20 protein-coding genes are annotated in these 20,563 nt (G+C 38.3%); 14 read left to right on the top strand and 6 right to left on the bottom strand.

Annotated features, from left to right (window positions below; translation table 11 throughout):
- Window positions 1–35 precede the first annotated feature (35 nt).
- Complete coding sequence (locus tag JYB65_RS09280) at window positions 36–1,547, bottom strand: LA2681 family HEPN domain-containing protein (protein ID WP_206582384.1); 1,512 nt, start codon at window positions 1,545–1,547, stop codon at window positions 36–38.
- The gene (locus JYB65_RS09285; protein ID WP_206582385.1) at window positions 1,528–2,106 is read right to left on the bottom strand and encodes a hypothetical protein; all 579 of its coding nucleotides are present in this window, start codon (window positions 2,104–2,106) and stop codon (window positions 1,528–1,530) included. Before JYB65_RS09285 ends, JYB65_RS09280 begins: the two co-directional genes overlap by 20 nt.
- Before the next feature lie 457 nt (window positions 2,107–2,563).
- Here JYB65_RS09285 and JYB65_RS09290 point away from each other — a divergent pair, with 457 nt between their 5' ends.
- Window positions 2,564–3,397: an AraC family transcriptional regulator gene (locus tag JYB65_RS09290; protein WP_206582386.1), complete on the top strand. Its 834-nt coding sequence runs from the start codon at window positions 2,564–2,566 to the stop codon at window positions 3,395–3,397.
- A 116-nt stretch (window positions 3,398–3,513) separates the two neighbouring features.
- Window positions 3,514–4,083 carry a DUF6144 family protein gene (locus JYB65_RS09295; protein WP_206582387.1) on the top strand — a complete coding sequence of 190 codons (570 nt, stop codon included), beginning with the start codon at window positions 3,514–3,516 and terminating at the stop codon, window positions 4,081–4,083.
- 80 nt (window positions 4,084–4,163) lie between these two features.
- Here JYB65_RS09295 and JYB65_RS09300 read toward each other — a convergent pair whose 3' ends face one another.
- The 3 genes from JYB65_RS09300 to JYB65_RS09310 all read right to left on the bottom strand — a co-directional run bounded on the left by JYB65_RS09300 (window position 4,164) and on the right by JYB65_RS09310 (window position 5,897).
- Window positions 4,164–4,949: an EFR1 family ferrodoxin gene (locus tag JYB65_RS09300; RefSeq protein WP_206582388.1), complete on the bottom strand. Its 786-nt coding sequence runs from the start codon at window positions 4,947–4,949 to the stop codon at window positions 4,164–4,166.
- A 389-nt stretch (window positions 4,950–5,338) separates the two neighbouring features.
- Window positions 5,339–5,677, bottom strand: a complete 339-nt coding sequence (locus tag JYB65_RS09305; RefSeq protein WP_206582389.1) for a hypothetical protein — start codon at window positions 5,675–5,677, stop codon at window positions 5,339–5,341.
- A complete protein-coding gene (locus JYB65_RS09310; protein ID WP_206582390.1) occupies window positions 5,655–5,897 on the bottom strand; it encodes a helix-turn-helix transcriptional regulator in 243 nt (80 codons plus the stop codon). Before JYB65_RS09310 ends, JYB65_RS09305 begins: the two co-directional genes overlap by 23 nt.
- Before the next feature lie 164 nt (window positions 5,898–6,061).
- On the opposite strand from JYB65_RS09310, the gene JYB65_RS09315 reads away from it, so the two are divergent.
- The 4 genes from JYB65_RS09315 (at window position 6,062) to JYB65_RS09330 (ending at window position 9,369) form a co-directional block, all read left to right on the top strand.
- On the top strand, window positions 6,062–6,427 hold the full coding sequence (locus JYB65_RS09315) for a hypothetical protein (protein ID WP_206582391.1): 366 nt from the start codon (window positions 6,062–6,064) through the stop codon (window positions 6,425–6,427).
- 56 nt (window positions 6,428–6,483) lie between these two features.
- A complete protein-coding gene (locus tag JYB65_RS09320) occupies window positions 6,484–6,954 on the top strand; it encodes a hypothetical protein (RefSeq protein WP_206582392.1) in 471 nt (156 codons plus the stop codon).
- Between the two features lie 56 nt (window positions 6,955–7,010).
- Window positions 7,011–7,886: a DUF4846 domain-containing protein gene (locus tag JYB65_RS09325; RefSeq protein WP_206582393.1), complete on the top strand. Its 876-nt coding sequence runs from the start codon at window positions 7,011–7,013 to the stop codon at window positions 7,884–7,886.
- Window positions 7,887–8,196: 310 nt separating this feature from the next.
- Window positions 8,197–9,369 (top strand): iron-containing alcohol dehydrogenase, encoded by a 1,173-nt coding sequence (locus JYB65_RS09330; protein WP_206582394.1) that lies wholly within the window; start codon window positions 8,197–8,199, stop codon window positions 9,367–9,369.
- 195 nt (window positions 9,370–9,564) lie between these two features.
- Here the strand turns inward: JYB65_RS09330 and JYB65_RS09335 are convergent, their stop codons facing one another.
- Window positions 9,565–11,019 carry a DEAD/DEAH box helicase gene (locus JYB65_RS09335; protein WP_206582395.1) on the bottom strand — a complete coding sequence of 485 codons (1,455 nt, stop codon included), beginning with the start codon at window positions 11,017–11,019 and terminating at the stop codon, window positions 9,565–9,567.
- 535 nt (window positions 11,020–11,554) lie between these two features.
- On the opposite strand from JYB65_RS09335, the gene JYB65_RS09340 reads away from it, so the two are divergent.
- The 8 genes from JYB65_RS09340 to JYB65_RS09375 all read left to right on the top strand — a co-directional run bounded on the left by JYB65_RS09340 (window position 11,555) and on the right by JYB65_RS09375 (window position 20,537).
- Complete coding sequence (locus JYB65_RS09340; protein ID WP_206582396.1) at window positions 11,555–12,583, top strand: TRAP transporter substrate-binding protein; 1,029 nt, start codon at window positions 11,555–11,557, stop codon at window positions 12,581–12,583.
- Window positions 12,584–12,718: 135 nt separating this feature from the next.
- Entirely contained in the window at window positions 12,719–13,267 is a 549-nt protein-coding gene (locus JYB65_RS09345; RefSeq protein WP_206582397.1) for a TRAP transporter small permease, read from the top strand.
- Complete coding sequence (locus JYB65_RS09350) at window positions 13,268–14,551, top strand: TRAP transporter large permease (RefSeq protein WP_206582398.1); 1,284 nt, start codon at window positions 13,268–13,270, stop codon at window positions 14,549–14,551.
- A gap of 473 nt (window positions 14,552–15,024) precedes the next feature.
- Window positions 15,025–16,341 carry an acetyl-CoA hydrolase/transferase family protein gene (locus tag JYB65_RS09355; RefSeq protein WP_206582399.1) on the top strand — a complete coding sequence of 439 codons (1,317 nt, stop codon included), beginning with the start codon at window positions 15,025–15,027 and terminating at the stop codon, window positions 16,339–16,341.
- Between the two features lie 22 nt (window positions 16,342–16,363).
- Window positions 16,364–17,482 carry a 4-hydroxybutyrate dehydrogenase gene (locus JYB65_RS09360; protein WP_206582400.1) on the top strand — a complete coding sequence of 373 codons (1,119 nt, stop codon included), beginning with the start codon at window positions 16,364–16,366 and terminating at the stop codon, window positions 17,480–17,482.
- A 23-nt stretch (window positions 17,483–17,505) separates the two neighbouring features.
- Window positions 17,506–18,645, top strand: coding sequence for an acyl-CoA dehydrogenase (locus JYB65_RS09365; RefSeq protein ID WP_206582401.1), 1,140 nt, complete (start codon window positions 17,506–17,508; stop codon window positions 18,643–18,645).
- Window positions 18,646–18,660: 15 nt separating this feature from the next.
- Window positions 18,661–19,449: an electron transfer flavoprotein subunit beta gene (etfB, locus tag JYB65_RS09370; protein WP_206582402.1), complete on the top strand. Its 789-nt coding sequence runs from the start codon at window positions 18,661–18,663 to the stop codon at window positions 19,447–19,449.
- Window positions 19,450–19,466: 17 nt separating this feature from the next.
- Complete coding sequence (locus JYB65_RS09375) at window positions 19,467–20,537, top strand: electron transfer flavoprotein subunit alpha/FixB family protein (RefSeq protein WP_206582483.1); 1,071 nt, start codon at window positions 19,467–19,469, stop codon at window positions 20,535–20,537.
- The last annotated feature ends 26 nt before the right edge of the window (window positions 20,538–20,563 follow it).

The raw sequence follows: 20,563 nt of genomic DNA on the forward strand, positions 1-20,563 counted from the left end.
CTTGCTATAAAAACGTTAATGTATACAATCAGTCATCACAGTTTCCATTCGTCATCAAATTCAAATAAAGGTATATTAGGATAAACAGCATTTGGTAATTTAGAACGCTTCAAATTCTCATTCAGATGTACTGCAAGTGATAAATAGATTATAGACTCTCTAACTAACCAAGTTAATTCAAGCGTCTCCTGTTTAAAATCTTTATAGGGAACGTATAGAGCTAAACTATCTTTTCTGGAGTTTTCTATATCGTATTCGGTTACCTTCATATATCTATGCTCCAAAGCTTGTCTTATGTCATAAATAAGTTTAGCTCGCGGTTTAATAGTGTTATATGAAGTATTGCCTCTCTCAAAAAATTCTTTCGATATCCAGTAAAGACCATTTAACATCCAGTTGCTCTTAGATAATAATATTTGCTTGGAATCATTTTGCCATATTCTATTGTAAGATACATTCCTTGATTGAATACCTAGCTCAAAATAATCGTTAATGAAATATGCTATTTTATCGTATAAAGAATATAGCGTTCGAAAAGCTAATTTCATTTTTTCAATTCTTATAGAGTGAATTGTATAATCTAAAGTATTTATTAAATGAATATCTTTATCCGCAAAATGTGTATTACTTCCCCCTTGTAGGGCCTCAAATATTAAGTATCGGGCTGTAATAAATTCTTGCTTTATTTGATTGAATAAGCCATGATATTTATAGTTGATTCCCTCTGTTGTTTTTCTTATTATACTAGGTAATTGTAAACTATCCGTAGCAATAAAACTTTCAACAAAAGGTAAATCGTTCATTGTATTTAAAAATAATCCATTTTTCATAACCCAATTTCTATAATTAGATTCTTCCTGTTCTCCAAGAGAATATTTGTTAATTTTTAGTTTCCTTTCTAAAAATTCTTCAATATATTTGGTAGAAAATAAGCCTATCTGATCCTGAAAAAACGCTATGGCATTATGCTCTACAATTGTATCTTTATGACTGATTGCTGTTTTCAAGTATTTATAGGCACAGTAATGAAAAATTTGAGAATGTCCATTATCAAAATCTAATTCTGCATAACTTATATAGCAAATACCTAAATTACCTTCTGCCATGCCAAAATCACTCTGTATTTCTAACGCTTTTTTATAATACTTAATAGCTTCAATAATCCTACCAGCGCTGGATAGAGCGTTAGCATAGTTAGTAAATATTTGGATAAGACAGCCTGTAACATATTTCATTTCATCATTAGTAAAATTGCAGCTATCAAAAATGTCTATCGCCATTCTAAAGTTATATAGTTGTTCTATAATGATTGCTTCAGAATAACCTTCTGGATTAATATGTAGAATATCTCCATAAGCTGTTGCAATAGAATAATAAATATGAATTTTTGAAATATCAGTATCTAAATTACTAATTAAATCTTTAGCAGAATCAATACTTTTTCTAATTTGAGCTATGTCTTTTTCAATATAATAGTGATCGAAATGTCTAGCTATTGCTTTCACGCTTTCCTCTATGTATGGGTTATCATCGATTATTTTCATCATGAGAGCTGACCTCATCTTTCTTTTGATGTTCAATCTTATCTTGAGCATATTGAATAATGGTCTTTACTTCGACCCTAAGTCCATCATTTTGTTGCTCAATAATAAAATATTCATACTTTTTCTCTGAATTATGATGTATTGTTTTAATCGCCTCATTTATTGATTCAAAATACTTATTGAATTGTTCATCTGTCAAGTTTTGGGGGATGGGAGCAATTAATTCGCTGTTTTCTGTCTTAAAATGAATACTTGGCTGCGCCTCGCGAACTTGGCCACCTTGAAGTATTTTTACTTTTTCTTTTATTTTCTGTATAACAAATTTAATACTTTTTACAAGAACATCATATGCTACTGGCATCATAAGACCAGATACGATTAGTTCAGTGGTGTTTTGGCTTATGAATATACAAATATCATTAAATGATGCTTGGGGAGCATGATCATCAGTCGCAATTAAAGTAATATCGTACTTATTCAGTTCAGATTGTATATTGGTTAACTCATCTTGGGATAAATAATTGATCCCGCCTGGAAGATAAATTTCCCCATGTTTATTCATGTTTTTATTATCCTTTCTGCAGATACTTTTTTTACATTATATCATATCTTTCAGCTTGTAAAACAAACCATATTAGCTTCTGAAATATAATTTAACTCCCCTTATCATAAATGAACAATGGTAGATGGCGTTGTATTATATATATTTTACTTTAGTCGATTATTAATTCTTTTCCATTCCTCTAAGGAGTTTTGCCCTTCTTCACTCTCATAAAATTAGTGTAATTTTCAAATAAACATCTCCTTAATTTGGACTGAAAAGATCTTTTCATAATTGGCCTACAAAACGTTTGAATTTCAGACACCAGCAGCTTGTTTAAAACAACATCGTTACTTGGTAATAAATACTGCACTGCTAAATGTTGTTCTGGAAAGAACCAATTGTGAAATACCGGCTGTTTTCATTTTTTTATGGTACAATATCAATTGTAACGAGAGGATAATAGTGGGTGTGCATTATGATTAAAAGAGAACTGATCAGTCAGAACATTGACTATATGCTACAACACCTTGACGAGGGTATGACGATTAAAGAAGTGGCAAATCACTTTCATTATTCGGAATTCTATTTCAGCAGGATTTTCAAGACAGTAACGGGCGAAAGTGTATATGCGTTTATCAAACATTTGAAAATGGATCAAAGTGCCATTGACATTAAGCTAAAACAGCATAAGGCAATCACCGATATTGGATTAGATTACGGATATAGTGCATCCAATTATAGTTCTGCATTTAGGCAGCATCATAGTCTTTCTCCAACTGAATTTCGTAAATCTATCGAGACAACAAGTATTTCAAATCCGTTTCATCCTGAAATTGTTGATACCTTTGAAACCTTTGATGACTACGATGCCAGAATGAAAATCGTATTGTTGCAAGATGTCCAAGTCATTTATGAGAGAGTCTTTGGGAATTATGGCGGGCTGAAGGAAAAATGGTTTCAGTTTTTGGATACCTATAAGGAGCATATTCAGGATGATACCTTAATGATTGAAAGATTTTATGACGATCCTACGATTTCTTCTCTGAATCGTTGCATATGCGATCTGTGTATAACGGTAGACAATACTTGCAAATTAGAGAATATCGTAACGATAAAAGGCGGGAAATTTGCGACTTACCGATTTGAGGGAGAAATAAAAGATATCTTTCGCGTGCTTCAAGGAATCTTCGCTGTTTGGTTTCCTAAAAGCGGTTATGAGATGGATGAAAAATACGGACTAAATATCTATCGAGAGATTGATAGAGCAACGGGTTGCGTAATAATGGATTTGGGCATACCGGTTAAATAGGGCAAGAATTCAGAAGTTTAGCGCTAAGACCTATTGCTAAAATGAGACTGATCCAGAGGGGATCGTTATCATTTTTAGCAATAGGTCTTTTTTAATACGGCCATGGAGGTGTAGAAATGTTTGATATAAGAAAGATTCAGGAACAGGTTATTTACGAAGCGGTTAAGCGGGAAAGTGATGATGAAACAGCAAAAGCGATTGTGTATGGAAACGATGGGTCGGCCGAGAGCCAAGATAACGCTTCTTGGACGAAGTCTGCTATGCGAAGATTAGAAAATAAATTTGATCCGGAAACCACAAAGCAAATCAGGATGTCCTGCCAGTGCGGTTATGGGATGGATGAAAAGCTAGCGCTGGTAAAGAATCTGATCGCATCTTCCTCTAGCATGGAAGAATTTGCAAGCTCCGAGAAAGCAAAAGCGGCGGGTCTGTTTTATCAGGACGGCGTAACTTATCTGCAATTTCAATTTTGCCCCTGCCCTATGCTCGCGGATGTGGACATACTTGAAACGAACACATGGTGCCAGTGTACGACAGGGTATAGCAAGGTTCTCTTTGAAAAAGCCTTTGGCTGCGAGGTCGATGTAGAATTATTAAAAAGTATAAAAATGGGTGATGATGTTTGTCTGATGACAATAATACCGCATGACCGCATCTCCACATTTTGTAATGAGGTAATATTCTAATATTGATGTATAAATATTATATCGTTAATTAGCGATTAGTGTTGAAATTAGACGATTAAGGAGGATTGGCAGCAATCCTCCTACTCGATTTCTCTTTCAAGAAATTCCTTTAATTCTATTTCCGGATGATGATAACGACCTCTATTAACCGTGGATTTCTTATATTGAATTGATGCTTGAGGGCACCATTGCAGGCAAGCAAGACAGGCCTCACATTGATGTGTCCATGTAGGTTTTCCTTCTTTTATAATAATATTGTTTGCCGGACAAACCTGCGAACATATTCCACATCCATTACATTGCTCATCAGTCCAGAAGTATTTGTCCTTTTCTTTTGGCTTAAAGAAAATCGAATATAGGGGTTTACTAAAAGCATTGATCAATGCACTAACCTTATAGGTGACATGCTGGCTTGCTTTTACGGCTGAAGCGATGGACTTAATTTGCTCTTGTTCATTTTTGAAAAGTTTAGTCTGCTCTTCCGGAGAAACAGGGGGATAGAGTACTTGATAGTTACCAGGCATCATCATAGCAAATTCTGCAGATAACTCAATATTTTTTGATTGAAGTAATGTTCTGATTTCTTTAAAGGGCGCACCTATCGAGCCGCCATAAGTTGCAATAGCAAAAATATAGGCATCGTTATTAATCTGCAAGTTTTCAATAAAGCTTTTTAACATTGCCGGGATACCTAAAAAATACACGGGGAAAACAAAACCTATTGCGTCGGATTGTGTGTCTTTCAAGTAGGACATATTTTTGTTAGAAATCTTTACGATTTTGGCATCTTCTAATTGTTCACTTAGATCTTTGGCTACCTTTAGACAGTTTCCGGTGCCTGAAAAATAATAAATGGTTGTATTCATGTGGTTTTCACTCCTTGATTTCATATAGTATATTTATTATACTTAGAATGAATAAATGATACAAGTACGCAGAATATATGAACTTAGTATGCTTGAACATACCTACTTTTACACATTGAGGGAGAATGAATCGAATGTCCGAACCTACATTTAAAGAATTTAGCGATAGAATAAGAGATATTAAAATTGATAAAAGTTGCTGCACGTATAGCTGATAGTTACGACACTTCTGAAAGAATCCAAATTGCAAAGGCAGCATCAAATGCCATGCGTGAATATTTAGTTGATGTTTATTCTTGATGCTCAGAAATAGAGAATAGATGCCGCGCTCACAAAAAGGCTGTGAGACATTAAAAATTCATCACAACCTTTATATTGTTGACTGATCTTTAAAAAAAGAAATTAATAATAAATGCAATCAAAGTACTTATGCCTATTATAGCAATAAGAAAAAGAAAACTTCGAGAGAACGGACGGTTAAATATAACTTTGCTTTTAATTTGATATGCAGTGGAAATGAAACCGCCGATGAGTACGATCAACATTAAATCCCAATTGGAATCTATAAACGAGATGTTGAGTTCTAATCCGCGAATAAAAACGTCAAAGAGTATTGCAAACAACATAAATCGTCCGGTATACGCATCCCCTTGGTATACAACGGCTTTTGTTCGCTCATCAACGATACCGTAAAGAGAGGTATTGTTACCTTGTTCTTTTTTCTTCATGACTATCTTCCTCCTCTAAATAGAATAGATCTTCAAAGCTTTTTTGCAAGCACTTGGAAAGGATTAATGCAAGTTTAGCGGTCGGGCAATATTGTCCTGATTCAATGGAACCGATTGTTTGCCGAGATACCCCTGCCATATTAGCAAGTTGTTCCTGAGAAATATTAATTTCGGCCCGTGTAACCTTTAAACGATTCTTAAGTTTTGTTTTATCATCCAAGGGAATACCTCCTCCTTTACTAATGGAAGTATAACATTAGTAAAATAAGATGTCAAGTGTACTTGTCATATTGTAAAGCTAACTTGACAATGAGATGGAGAGGGACTGTGAAATGCATGACATTTTATAACTACATAAAAAACAGGAAATTGAGGTGAAATTCTATGGAAAAATATACAAGAGAAGAATTGTTAGAAGCGCTGCTAGTTTTATCTTCAAGTATCAGTAAATGTGAAAAAATACAGCCAAAATTTGCAGAGGGCACCTCTCAGCACACACTCCTTAAGAACAGGATAAAAGCGATGTATATTTCAAAATCATTGATAACCGATGAAAATGTTATGAACCAATATACAAAAGAAGAATTGATTGAAGCGTTACGACCCGTCTCATCAATTATTAGCAAATGTGAAAAAGCACAGCGAAAATTTGTGGAAGGAACCTCTCATCATACCCGTTTTAAGAACCTGATCAAAACGATGTATATTTCGAAATCATTGATAACAAATGAAATTAGTAAAAGAGATTAATTTCCGGTTTTTCGGTAAGATTATAAGTATAACTCAAATAGGAGGAGGTAGAGTTGATGTTAGATAAATTGCCCCCGATCGAGAAGATTTATGAAGCGTACAGTGCAATAGCGGATAATCGAATTATTTTGCATGCAGATCATGCGGCTGTCCTTTCTTCCGACAGAAGCAAGGAGTATACCGTTGCATGGGACGGGAACCTTTATACGTCAGACGACAATGCAACGTATTGGCAGGGGTATGCCGGGTATCCGGTCATAGCTGTTTTGATGAAGCAAGAAAAGTTGCCCTTGGATAGGAGGATCGCCTCTTACTTTGCAGGCATCAACTGGACGGAATTAAACACGAAATACAAGCGGAATTATACGAAAGCTGCCGCCGCAGTATTGGATAATCTCCAATGCAGTAACGATGAAAAAGAGCAAATACAAACAGAACTTCATTGTACTTATGAAGCGATTAAATTGCTGGATATCAAGGTGAAACGGAGTTCACCCCGCAGGTCAAAGCGGGAGCAACAAGTATGAAGTTATACCTTGGTTAAATGATAGCAATTTTGTCTTACCATATAGGGAGGTTTAGCATGAAAAGATTGCTCACCATTATCATTCTTTGCGTAGGTATCTGCTGTTTATTGGTTGGCTGTAAAGGCACCAATAATCACCCAGCTCAGGAGTCGCCTGAAACAAATACCACTGAAAGCCATGTCGTATCACTTATCAATACCAATGGACAAACCATTGCAGAACGGTTTGACGTTCCTCCGGGATTTGTAAGGCAGGAATCAGAAGTGAAGTCCTTTTCACACTACCTTCAGGATCTGCCCTTAAAGCCAGATGGTACAAAAGTAAAATATTATGATGGCAGAGAAAAATCGGGAGATGCTTATTTGGCGGTTGTTGACTTTAACTTGGGCGAAAGAGACTTGCAGCAGTGTGCCGATGCTGTCATACGATTGAGAGCAGAATATTTATATGATGAGGAGCGATTTAATGAAATCCGCTTTCACTTTGTGAGCGGTTTTAATGCGGAATTTTCGAAATGGGCGGATGGCTACGGCATATCTGTGGATGGCAGTAAAGTGTCATGGATCAGTAACAGTAGCAGTAATAGCTCCTATGAGAGTTTTCAAAGATATCTGGATATCGTTTATGCTTATGCTTCTACTTTATCGTTAGAAAACGAATTAATTGCGAAGCCTTTTTCAGATCTGGCTATAGGCGATGTATTTATACAAGGCGGTTCTCCAGGTCATTGCGTCATTGTTGTCGACATGGCTTCGAATGAAAATACCGGAGAAAAAATCTTTATGCTGGCTCAAAGTTATATGCCGGCGCAAGACATTCAGATTTTAAAAGGGGATAGCGAAGGTTCTCCTTGGTTTTCTGCAAATATAGAAGATATTCTGAAAACGCCCGAATGGACATTTAAAACTTCCCAGTTAAAAACGTGGGAATAAGGGACCATAATCCTGTGAATTCCAATGACTTGAAGCTGTTAGTGAGAGAAGTTAAAATGCAGACGTGAGAGGATGACTTTTGCGTCTTTTCTTTTTTTTCGCCAAATTGTAACACATGAAATAAAAAAATAAAAATAACCTCTTGACTTGGAGTTAGCTCCAAGTGCTACGCTGTTATTGAAAGCAGAAATAATATTTAATCAAAAATTTAAAAGGAGTATCTCTATGGACAAGAGAATTCTGAGTGTCTATTTTTCCCGCATAGCTGAATAAGTTGAATAGATCATAAAGGTAATAGGAGAAAAGAAAAATGAGTTTTAATTATTATGTACCAACAAGAGCGCTTTTCGGCGCAGGAATGTTGAATCACCTGCATGAGCAGGCCATGCCCGGCAAAAAGGCGATGATTGTCATTTCTAACGGCAAATCAACCAAAGACAACGGGTATCTTACTCGAACGGAGGAACAATTGCATATGGCAGGAATCGAAACAACTGTATTTGATAGGATACAGCCGAATCCGCTGAAAACTACCGTCGAAGAAGGCGGCACTTTTGCCCGTGCCAACAGCTGTGATTTTATTGTTGCTCTCGGAGGGGGCAGTGTTATGGATGCGTCGAAAGCTATCGCGGTTTCAGCAACAAATGACGGCGACTTATGGGATTACGCCCTCGGCAAGACTGGCAAGGCCATGCCTATTAAAAATAAGCCTTTGCCTATCATCGCTGTTACAACGACAGCAGGCACAGGCAGCGAAACAGACGCCTGGGGCGTCATTACTAATGTGGAAACACATGAAAAGATTGGCTTCGGAGGCATTGATGAGTTATTCCCGAAAATCGCAATCATTGACCCCGAACTGATGACGAGCGTACCGCCGGAATTTACGGCTTATCAAGGTTTCGACGCCTTCTTTCACAGTGCCGAAGGCTATATTTCCAAATTTGCCAATCCGATGAGCGATATGGTCGGGATCACTGCCATTGAAAACGTCAGTCGTTATTTGCCCAAAGCCGTGCATGACGGAGAGGATATGGAGGCGCGTGAAAAAGTTGCATTCGGCAATTATCTTTCCGGTATCGAAATGGTTGTTGGCTCAACGAGCAGCCAACACTCTCTGGAGCATGCCCTGAGCGCTTATCATCAGGAGTTGCCGCATGGGGCGGGGCTCATCATTCTGAGCAAGGCATATTTCACTTTCTTTATGGAAAAGCATGTGTGTGATGAGCGTTTTATCCGTATGGCCAAAGCGATGGGCAAGGAAGACGCAAGCAGACCGGAGGATTTCATCACAATGCTGACCAAACTGCAAGAGGACTGTGGTGTGGATGATTTAAAGATGTCCGACTATGGCATAAAGCCGGAAGAGTTTGAGACACTCGCAATAAATGCAAAAGCGACGATGGGCAGACTGTTTGGTTGCGACAGGGTGGATTTGAGCGTCGAGGACTGTGTATCTATTTATGCGAAATCATATCGGTGATTCGTAAATCCCGGTTATGTTTTAAAACTCCTTAAGACGGGCGCGCTGCTGCCCGAAAGGTGATTGGAGCTGTCCGTCATAAGAATAAGATCGCCAGTGAGCAGCACCATTCCCACTATAAAAGCCCGCGCTGCGAATTACGAAACGCGGGCTGAACCCGGGAAAACAGTGGTCGATGAACCACGCTAACATTACCTATCCTTTTTTTACCTTATAAAGTTTGCCTTTAATGGTCTTTGTCTTAAAAGCTTTAATTACTAGTGCTTCTTTTCCATCTGAAATTTCAACATTGGTTATATTGCCTCTGATGTCCACTTTTCCAATGTCTTCATTGCGAATACCGTCCACGCGCCTGATAGCCGCAAGGAAATCACTTGTTTTCAAGGAACTGTTATCTCTACCAGCATTGAACTGTACGAAAGGCTTCTGCCCTTTACGGTTATCTGCTTTATATCTTTCCCGACCAGTTCTGCGTGTAGATTCTGCCTTCGGGGGCTTTCTATCTACATGCCCGCCTTTGCATGGAATAGTATAGCCGAGGAACTTTTCAAGTTCATGAAATCGATCCATTTCACTTGGGATTACCATCGTGATAGCAATACCGTGTTGATCCACACGACCTGTTCTGCCAATTCTGTGCACGTATTGTTCATGTTCGAATGGGACGCCATAGTTTATGACGTGAGTGATACCTTGTACGTGTAAACCTCTTGCTGCTACATCAGTAGCAATAAGCATTTTATATTCCCCTCTTTTGAAGGCATTTAATTGTTCCGTACGCATTTGTTGCTCCATACCGCCATGTACGGCGCAGGTAAAGTTACCCCATTTCCTAAAGATTTCAAACAAATTAGTAACTTGCTCTTGTGTATTACAGAACATGATGGCTTTCCTTGGACGTTCTCTTTCGATAACTTTTTTTATAAAGTCAACTTTTTTAAGCCCGTCCACTGCATAGTAAATCTGTTCAATCTTTTCAAGATTTGAGACTTCTGCTTCAATTTCGATATTTTCAGGATGACTCATAAATTCTTGGCTCAAGAAATGAACTTCATCAGGTATCGTTGCAGAGAAGAGTAACGTTACCCTCTCTTTAGGGATTTTTTTTATGATAGCTTCCAGTTGCTCTTTAAAGCCCATAATCAACATTTCATCCGCTTCATCAATCACCAGGTATTTAATATCATGGAGTTTTACATTCTTATTTAATAGATGGTCCATCATTCTCCCGGGGGTAGCGACAATCACATGTGGCGTATTTTGTTTTAATTCTTTTCTTTGCTGTTCCATAGGCTGTTTGCCATATAAAGCACAGCATTTTACACCCTTGTATTTACCAATATCAGCAAAGTCCTGTTTTACTTGTTCTGTCAATTCTCGCGTAGGTGTCAGAACCAATACTTGTGGACTCTCAAGTTCTACATCAATTTTTTCACAGATAGGAATGGCGAACGCTGCAGTTTTACCACTTCCTGTTTGTGACTTTACAATTAAATCTTTGCCTTCCCAAATCATTGGAATTACTTTGGCCTGAACCTCCAAAGGTTGTTTGAACCCTAACTCGCTCAGTGCTCTTTTGATAGAATTATCAAGTGGATAATCCTTAAACTTCTCAATGTTTTTTTCTTGTATTTCTTTTACTTCATTCATATTTTTTCCCTTTTCTCAACTTAAACAAGTCTATATTTAATCTATCATTTATCTTTATTTTTACAATTTAATCATCTGAATAATATGTTATAAGATTTTATTATAACATATTTGCTGTTAAGAGGCAAACAGACTTCTACGTTTGTTCCTGCTCAATCAGCCCCCACAATTTGGAGGCAGAGCGGCTGATGCCGTGTTTTAATACCAAAACAAAAGGAAGGAATATATAAAAAATGTATAAATATGCTAGTAATTTTTATCAGGATTTTAATAAAAAATTAAAAAATTAATAATAATGAATGGAAATTTGTCTGACCTGATGAAACAGAATGTATACTCCTCTTATCTTCCAATTAAACGGTTGAGAGCTGTATTTCTTATTTGATTTGTTAATTGGCATATAAATTGCACTATTCTAATTAGATTCAAAATTAAAAATATTTAGAAAAGGAGGGCGGATAAATGGACAGAGATCAGATAAAAAGCTGATAAATTGTACTTAAAAAACAGAAAACAATAATTTGGAGGGATAGAAATGAAAAAGATATTGATTGCATTAGTATGTTTAACCTTAACGATTGGGACCTTTGCCGGATGTGGTTCAACCAATGACAGCAAGGGTGCAGACTCATCCGATAAAAAATATGTTATTCAACTGGCGCACGTTGAAGCAGAAGGAAGGTCTGTTTATGCAGTAGCTGAAGAATTTAAGGCAGCAGTTGAAGAAAAATCCGGTGGTGTTATTACCGTAAATATATTGCCAAATGGACAATATGGTGGTGATGCTCAAGCAATCGAAGGCACAGCATTGGGTACCATTCAAATGACAATGGCTTCCACTGCACCTCTGGCAAGCTATAATTCTAACTTTATGGCATTGGATATTCCGTTCCTGTTTGATTCAAGAGAAGATTGTTTTTCCAATGTAGACGGTGAATTTGGGCAGGCATTAAATGATCTGTTGCCGCAATATGGATTGATCAATTTGGGATATGCAGACAATGGACTTCGCAATATCTCTAATAATGTGAGACCAATCAACGAACCGGCAGATTTAAAAGGGATTAAGATAAGAGTAATGGAAAGTCCTATTTACATCACAATGTTCAAATTGTTAGGGGCTAATCCTGTTCCAATGAGTTTCGGTGAGGTGTATACGGCTCTTCAGCAAGGTACTGTTGATGCACAGGAAAACGGAGCCGGCTTGGTTTACGCATCTAAATTCCAGGAAGTACAAAAATACTATAGCTTGACCGGACATGTATATTCGTTGGATGCGGTACTCGTAAATGCTAAATTTTTTAATGATCTTCCTGAGGATTTGCAACAGATTGTAGCGAATGAAGCGAAAACAATATTAATTGATAAGCAGCGTAAAATAGAGAGCGAAAATGATGCAGACTTTATTCAAAAGCTTCAAGATGCAGGTATGATTGTTAATGAAATTTCCCCAGAAAACATGGCGAAATTTAAGAGTGCTGTTGCACCGATGGTTCAAGATTACACAGGTTCAGCAGGTCAGAAAGACAAAGTGGAGGCCAAATATTTTGATATGATTAAATAAGATCTAAGGCTTGGTTAGGAATCTATCTATTTAAACAAGTATAAATACAGGCTATAAGTGCCCTAATTAATGATAATAAATGAAAGGAAAGTATGATAAGCATTTTATTTAGATGCTTATCATACAAGGAGGGTAATGGAAAAAGACTTAGAATTATTAAATATAGAGAAGAATAAGAGCCCAGTAAAGAAAGCGATGGATTTATATAATAATATTGAGGAATATTTTTTAATTGGTAGTTTGATGCTGACGGTATTATTTATTTTTTATCAAGTCGTCATGCGTTATGTATTTAATGATGCACCGTCATGGACAGAAGAACTTTCCAGGTATCTGTTTATATGGTTTTCATGGCTGGGTACAAGCTTAGGGTTAAGGCAGAATGAGCATATTCGCGTTCAAATGCTAGAAACTGCGTTTATACGAAGAGGCAAACTCAAATCAAAGAACGTACTTCTACTGTTTATCTATTTCGTTTGGATTTTTCTTACGATTGTTTTGACCGTTACGGGTTTTCAATATACAGAGACCTTGATTTCAATGAATTCACTTAGTGCAGGGATGCGGATACCTATCGCATATGTTGCAATTTCAGTACCTATAGCATGTCTGGCAGTAAGTATAAGATTGATTGCCCGTATATCGACGGAATTTAAAAAACTCATAAAAGGAGGAGTTGCATAAATGGAAATCGCAGTATTATTTATATGTATGCTTGGATTGATCATAATTGGAATGCCAATTGGATATGCTATCGGAGCTGCAACTTTGGTGTCCTTGATAGTATATACCGACATTCCTCTCATTCTTATAGCACAGAATGCAATAAAAGGTGTCGACTCTTTCCCGTTAATGGCGATTCCATTCTTTATTTTAGCAGGGACATTAATGACACACGGTGGAATTGCAAAAAGAATACTGAATTTTGCCAATGTTTTTATTGGCAGAATCACCGGAGGACTTGGAATTGTAACGACAGTTGGCTGCATGTTTTTTGGAGCCATTTCAGGATCAGCGATTGCAACGACATCTGCAATGGGTTCCATGATGATCCCGGCGATGGAGGAGAAGAAATATGAGAGAAGTTTTGGTGCAGCAATCTGTGCTTCAGCAGGAACGATCGGGATTATCATTCCTCCTAGCATCCCTTTTGTAGTTTATGGCGTTGTAACAAACACATCCATTGGGGACTTATTCATAGCAGGCATTATACCTGGGATATTAATGGGCATTGCATTGATGATTGCTTGCTATATTGTATCCAAGAAAAGAGGTTATGTGGGTGATCATGTCCCGTTTTCGATGGCTCGCGTATGGACTGAATTCAAAAGTGCAATTTGGGCGTTGCTTGCTCCGGTAATTGTTTTAGGCGGTATATATGGTGGTATCTTTACGCCGACTGAGGCAGCTGTAATCTCAGTAATTTACTCCTTTATTATCGGAGGCTTTGTATATAAAGAATTGAATCTAAAAAATATAAAACAGGCATTGTTCGATACCGTAGTCATAAATGGAATAACCACTTTCATGATAGGGTTATCAACGGTTTTCTCGACCTATTTAAGCTTGAATCAGATTCCTCAAAAAATAGCCGATTTCCTCTTAGGTGTAACGGATAATGCGATTTTGTTATTACTGCTTATAAACCTGTTCCTACTGGTGGTTGGGTGTTTAGTTGATAACATCCCTGCCTGTATCATTCTGGCGCCTATTCTTCTTCCTGTTGTATCGAACTTGGGAATGTCTCCGATACAATTTGGAATCGTTTTAACGATGAATCTGGCCATTGGATTTGTGACACCTCCATATGGACCAAATCTGTTTGTAGCATCATCGATTGCACATATTTCAGTAGATTCCATGTTTAAAAATATTGTACCATTCATTTTAGCACTATTTATCGTTTTGATGATTGTTACATATTTCCCAGCGGCATCTATGTTTATGGTTGATATGATGGCAAGATAATGAAATGAAATTTAAAAATCTAATAACTAAAAAGGAAAGATATAAAATTTCAAAAAGAAAACCAGCTAAGGAGGCTGTCAACTGATTATTGGCAGCCTCTCTAAGTCTGATTCATTCGTCTGAGTCTTGTGAGGCTATTCTCCCTTCAAAATAGTAGTTATTTTCACTGATTATTAAAAAATTAATAATTATTAATTTTTTAATAATCACAAAAGGATTTTTCCTCCTGCTATTCTATTATTTCTATTTTCAATATCAATAATTATAATCAGGCCGTATTACTAACTAATATTTTATGAACTTAACGAAGGAACAATTGCACTTTTTAAATACAACAATATAAAGAATTAAAATGTGGAATCAAAATAACTTTTCCTTGAATTTTCATTAACAATTTTGGCAGATTGGCATGATTATTGCTCTTGGTTATAGGTAAGAGGGTACCTAAAGAACAAACAAGAGGAGGTTTGAAAATGAGTTGGCAAGAGCGTTATAAGAGTAAATTGACAACTTCTAAAGAAGCTGTTACGCACATTAAATCTGGAGATACCGTATTGCTGTCCCATGCAGTGTCTGAACCAACTGCATTAGTAGAGGCGATGGTGGAGAATTGCAAAGCCTATAGAGATGTGGTGGTATCTCACATGATCTCATTGGGCAGAGGCGCGTATTCAAAACCGGAAATGAGAGAACATTTTCGCTATGTTGGATTATTTACGGATAAAGCCACCAGAGCATCCATTCATGAAGGTCAAGGGGACTTTATTCCGGTATATTTCAGCGAGATTCCCGAAATGATTAAAAAAAGAAGGCTTGCTGTTGATGTCTTTATGGTTATGGTGTCTCCGCCTGATGAAAATGGAATTTGCTGTGTAGGTGTTTCTTGTGACTACACGATGCAAGCAATAAAATCAGCGAAGACGGTAATAGCACAGATTAATAAATATGTACCAAAAGTAGGTGGGGAGGCATTTGTACATATTGATGAGTTTGACTATATTGTTGAAGTATCAAGCCCATTGCCTGAGGTCAAGTGGGCAGAAACAACAGAGGCAGACCTAAAGATCGGGCAGTATTGTGCTTCCTTGGTGGAGGATGGCTCTACCCTTCAGCTTGGAATGGGAGGAATCCCGAATGCTGTGCTGGCATCGCTGAAAAATAAGCGAAATCTGGGGATACACTCGGAAATGATATCGGATGGCGTAGTGGATCTTTATGAAGAAGGAATTATTAATTGCTCGGAAAAATCGATCGATAAAGATAAGATGGTAGTGAATTTCTTATATGGAACAAAAAAGCTCTATGACTTTGTAAACAACAATCCTGCAGTGGAGCTACGATGTGCAGATTATACAAATAACCCTCTTGTAATAAGAGAAAGTTCGAAGTTTGTATGTATTAATTCTGCAATAGAGGTGGATCTTTGGGGCCAGGTGAATGCAGGAAGTATCCATGGAAAAATTTTTAGCGGAGTAGGCGGGCAAGTGGATTTTATAAGAGGGGCTGCTATGTCTACCGATGGAAAAGGCAAAGCGATTATTGCCATGCATGCAACGACAACGAAAAAGGATGGCACTAAAGTTTCGAAAATTGTAGGAAGTCTATCTGCCGGAACGTTGGTTACCACGTCCCAGCATGATGTGGATTATGTCATTACTGAATTCGGTATTGCTGAATTGAAGTGGAAAACCGTTAAGGAAAGATCGAGAAGTCTGATTGCCATTGCCGATCCTGATTTTAGGGAAGAATTAAGCAAGCAATTTGAACTGCGGTTTAATGAGAAATGTTAAGGAAAGAGAAAGGGGAAAACATATGAAAGCTTTAAGAATCGTTCCATTCATTAAAATATTTGATACCTTTAAGGAGTTTAATGATGAATTCAAGATTGGTAAAGAGGACTTAATCATTACCAATCAATGGTTATATGAACCTTATATGATGCCTCTTGGCATTGACACCAATATCATCTTTCAAGAAAAATATGGAGCCGGTGAGCCGTCAGACGAGATGATGGATGCCATGGCAGAAGAAATGAAAAAATATAAGTTCAATCGAATCATTGCATTTGGAGGCGGTACGATCATAGACATCTCTAAAATTTTTGCGTTGGAACCACCGGTAAAATATATTGATTTATTTGAAGGAACCAAGGAACCTGTAAAGATAAAGGAATTGGTTTTAATTCCAACCACTTGCGGTACCGGTTCAGAGGTAACAAACGTTTCTGTCGCTGAGTTAAAATCAAAACATACGAAAAAAGGGCTGCAGGTAGACCAGTTGTATGGAGATTATGCCGTACTAATACCGGAAACGATCAGAGGTCTTCCGTATAAGTTTTTTATTACAAGCTCCATTGACGCACTGATTCATGCGGTAGAAGGCTGCCTTGCACCAACTGCCACCGAATTTGTAGATTTATTTGCCTTACGGGCTATCCGAATGATTATGGAAGGCTATAAAGAAATTATAAAACATGGCGAAGAAGAAAGACTGAACTATTTAAGAGAGTTTGCTATCGCAGCTACTTATGCGGGAGTTGCATTTGGAAATACCGGTACGGCAGCAGTTCATGCCATGTCCTATTCCATAGGGGGTGCATTCCATGTGCCGCATGGAGAAGCAAATTATCAATTCTTTACAGAAACTTTTAAGGTATATATGAAAAAAAATCCAAATGGAAAAATCCAACGTATAAACGAAATATTTGCAGAAATTCTTGAAGTAGATAAAGAGGGAGACATCTACGGAGAACTTGAAAAGTTCTTAGGGAAGCTTATTCATAAAAAGCCGTTAAGAGAATATGGAATGGTAGAATCACAGATTGACGAATTTACAGACAGCACCATCGAAAACCAGCAAAGGCTGCTGAAAAATAATTATGTATTCTTAGATAGGGATGAAATTCGATCCATATTCGAAAATTTATTTTAATAGTCAGTAAGGGAGGAAAAATAATGGATTTTAGTTATTCAAGAGAACAGCAGATGGTAAAAAAGATGCTGAAAGAGTTTGCGGAAAAAGAAATTGCTCCTTTTTGTGAAGAGATGGATGCAGAGGCGAAATACCCTTATGAATCGATAGCAAAGCTCGGGCAACTGGGCGTTATGGGCATGCCGTTCCCGGAGGAATACGGCGGAGCAGGCTTGGATTATGTGACCTATGTAATGGCCATTGAGGAACTTTCAAAGGTATGTGGATCCCACGGCGTTATTGTTCAAACGCATAACGCATTGTGCTGCTGGCCCATTTTTACCTATGGCACAGAAGAGCAGAAACGAAAATATCTTCCAAAACTGTTATCGGGCGAACAGCTTGGCGCCTTTGGCCTGACGGAACCAAACGCAGGTACAGATGCCGCTATGCAGCAAACAAAAGCGGTGGATATGGGAGACCATTGGGTGTTAAACGGAACGAAAGTGTTCATTTCAGGTGGTGGCATTGCAGACGTTTATGTCATTATGGCTATGACAGATAAAAGCAAAGGAACGAAAGGTATCAGTGCGTTTATCGTAGAAAAAGGCACACCGGGATTCACCAGAGGGAAAAAAGAAAACAAGATGGGAATCAGAGCATCTACAGCTGCGGAACTTGTTTTTGAGGATTGCTGTATCCCGAAAGAAAATCTTCTGGGGCCTCTTGGAAAAGGGTTTAAAGTAGCAATGACCAGCTTGGATGTAGGAAGACTTGGCATTGCAGCTCAAGCGCTGGGGATTGCGCAAGGTGCTTTCGACCAGACGGTAGCCTATATGAAACAGAGAAAACAGTTCGGCAGGAGTTTAGACAAATTTCAGGCATTGGCTTTCGAAATGGCCGCCATGAAAACCAGAATTGACGGAGCCAGATTTTTACTGTATCATGCCGCGGACAGAAGACAAAATGGATTACCAAGCACAGTAGAAGCCGCAGAGGCAAAGCTAGCCTGCTCGGAAACAGCGATGTACGTCACGACAAAGGCGGTTCAATTCCATGGAGGATATGGATATATCAAGGATTATCCGGTGGAGAGAATGATGCGGGATGCAAAGATTACGGAAATTTACGAAGGAACTTCCGAAGTGATGAAAATGGTAATGGCCGGAGACATATTTAAATAAGTAGGAGGAAAAAACATGAAGATAGTAGTATGTGTAAAACAGGTTCCGGATACAAATGAGATTAAAATCAATCCGGAGACCGGAACGCTGATGAGAGACGGCGTACCAAGTATTTTAAATCATGATGATGCAAATGCACTGGAACAAGCTCTTCGGATTAAGGATTCCAATCCGGATACAGAGGTAGTGGTGGTAACGATGGGACCTCCGCAAGCCAAGGAAATGCTTCAGGAGTGCATCGCTATGGGTGCGGATGAAACGATCCTTTTGTCGGATAGAGCCTTGGGCGGATCGGATACATGGGCTACCTCCAATGCCCTTGCAGCTGCAATAAAGAAGATCGGAAGCTATGATTTGATTTTTACCGGGCGGCAAGCAATTGATGGAGATACTGCTCAGGTAGGACCTCAAATTGCTGAAAAATTAGGCCTGCCTCAAGTGACTTATGTAAAGGAATTCTATATGGAAGGGACGCATATTACCGTAAAAAGAGCGTTGGAAGACGGTTATGAATTGTTGAAGCTGAAAACACCTTGTGTGCTTACGGCAATCAAAGAACTAAATACCCCAAGATATATGTCCATCAAAGGAATCTTAAAAAGTACCAAAGCGGAAATGAAAGTATGGAGTGCTGAAGATATCGGAGTCGATCTGAATAAGGTTGGGCTGAAGGCATCACCGACTAATGTATTTAAGTCCTTTACCCCAAAACCAAAGGGAGAGGGTTTGAAAGTGGAAGGGGATACAGCAAAAGAATTGGCAGGCAATCTGCTTGCTTCCATGCGAGAAAAGCATATTATATAGGGAGGGAAGAAGACGTGATAAACTTTAATGAATACAGAGATGTATGGGTATATACCGAACAAAGAAATGGTAAACTTCTGAATGTAGCGTTAGAACTTTTAGGGGAAGGTCACCGGTTGTCAAGAGAAATAAGTCCGGATACAAAGGTTTGCGCCGTGCTTGTCGGACATGGGGTAGAAAAGCTTACCGAAGAGCTTTATGCGTATGGTGCGGATACCGTATATTTGATAGATGAGCCTTTACTTAAACATTATACGACAGACGGATACGCAAAGGTGATGACTGATGCAATCCATACATATAAGCCGGAAATTGTCCTATTCGGGGCAACACATATAGGGCGGGATTTAGCGCCAAGAATTGCGGCAAGGTTAGATACAGGGCTGACGGCAGACTGTACAAGACTGGATATCAGTACGGCAAATTATATGGATTATCTGGAAGCAAACACAACGGCAAGTCTCACGGGACTTAATCGGGAAGATGATAGCAAAGCTCTGAAACAAACACGGCCGGCATTTGGAGGAAACCTGATGGCTACCATTGTGTGCCCTAAAACAAGACCTCAAATGTCCACGGTAAGACCGGGCGTAATGAGCAAGCTTGAACCTGTAAAAGAAGCAAAAGGCGAATTAGTGAAGGTAGATGCTCGTTTGACAGAGCAAGATATTCATGTAAAAGTAGTAGAAGTAGTGCGTGAGGCAAAAGAACTCGTGTCATTGACGGATGCTGAGATTATATGTTCAGGAGGAAGAGGCGTTGGCGATGCTTCCGGCTTTGAACTCATCTCAGAATTTGCGAAAAAAGTGGACGGCGTAGTTGGCGCAAGCAGAGCGGCAGTAGATTTAGGATGGATGGATCATTCCCATCAAGTCGGACAGACGGGAACAACGGTAAAGCCTAAAATCTATTTTGCATGTGGTATCTCGGGAGCTATACAACATCTTGCGGGTATGCAGCGGTCGGATATTATTGTGGCTATCAATAAGGATCCGGATGCTCCTATTTTTCAGGTTGCAGATTATGCAATTGTAGGCGATTTAAAGAAGATCATCCCTGAAATTATTCAGCAGTGGGATGTACAGTAAAGTTATATTGTATTATATAATATAAT

The sequence above is a fragment of the Clostridium aminobutyricum genome (assembly GCF_017255415.1).
Lineage (GTDB): Bacteria > Bacillota > Clostridia > Peptostreptococcales > Anaerovoracaceae > Aminipila > Aminipila aminobutyrica.

Bases quoted from the DNA above. Each gene is read 5' to 3' on its own strand.
- JYB65_RS09315 (WP_206582391.1), top strand. From the start codon at position 6,062: ATGGAAAAATATACAAGAGAAGAATTGTTAGAAGCGCTGCTAGTTTTA.
- JYB65_RS09325 (WP_206582393.1), top strand. From the start codon at position 7,011: ATGAAAAGATTGCTCACCATTATCATTCTTTGCGTAGGTATCTGCTGT.
- JYB65_RS09305 (WP_206582389.1), bottom strand. From the start codon at position 5,677: ATGAAGAAAAAAGAACAAGGTAACAATACCTCTCTTTACGGTATCGTT.
- JYB65_RS09360 (WP_206582400.1), top strand. From the start codon at position 16,364: ATGAAAGCTTTAAGAATCGTTCCATTCATTAAAATATTTGATACCTTT.
- JYB65_RS09365 (WP_206582401.1), top strand. From the start codon at position 17,506: ATGGATTTTAGTTATTCAAGAGAACAGCAGATGGTAAAAAAGATGCTG.
- JYB65_RS09285 (WP_206582385.1), bottom strand. From the start codon at position 2,106: ATGAATAAACATGGGGAAATTTATCTTCCAGGCGGGATCAATTATTTA.
- JYB65_RS09330 (WP_206582394.1), top strand. From the start codon at position 8,197: ATGAGTTTTAATTATTATGTACCAACAAGAGCGCTTTTCGGCGCAGGA.
- JYB65_RS09350 (WP_206582398.1), top strand. From the start codon at position 13,268: ATGGAAATCGCAGTATTATTTATATGTATGCTTGGATTGATCATAATT.
- JYB65_RS09335 (WP_206582395.1), bottom strand. From the start codon at position 11,019: ATGAATGAAGTAAAAGAAATACAAGAAAAAAACATTGAGAAGTTTAAG.
- JYB65_RS09280 (WP_206582384.1), bottom strand. From the start codon at position 1,547: ATGATGAAAATAATCGATGATAACCCATACATAGAGGAAAGCGTGAAA.
- JYB65_RS09295 (WP_206582387.1), top strand. From the start codon at position 3,514: ATGTTTGATATAAGAAAGATTCAGGAACAGGTTATTTACGAAGCGGTT.
- JYB65_RS09290 (WP_206582386.1), top strand. From the start codon at position 2,564: ATGATTAAAAGAGAACTGATCAGTCAGAACATTGACTATATGCTACAA.
- JYB65_RS09320 (WP_206582392.1), top strand. From the start codon at position 6,484: ATGTTAGATAAATTGCCCCCGATCGAGAAGATTTATGAAGCGTACAGT.
- JYB65_RS09300 (WP_206582388.1), bottom strand. From the start codon at position 4,949: ATGAATACAACCATTTATTATTTTTCAGGCACCGGAAACTGTCTAAAG.
- JYB65_RS09355 (WP_206582399.1), top strand. From the start codon at position 15,025: ATGAGTTGGCAAGAGCGTTATAAGAGTAAATTGACAACTTCTAAAGAA.
- JYB65_RS09345 (WP_206582397.1), top strand. From the start codon at position 12,719: ATGGAAAAAGACTTAGAATTATTAAATATAGAGAAGAATAAGAGCCCA.
- etfB (WP_206582402.1), top strand. From the start codon at position 18,661: ATGAAGATAGTAGTATGTGTAAAACAGGTTCCGGATACAAATGAGATT.
- JYB65_RS09340 (WP_206582396.1), top strand. From the start codon at position 11,555: ATGAAAAAGATATTGATTGCATTAGTATGTTTAACCTTAACGATTGGG.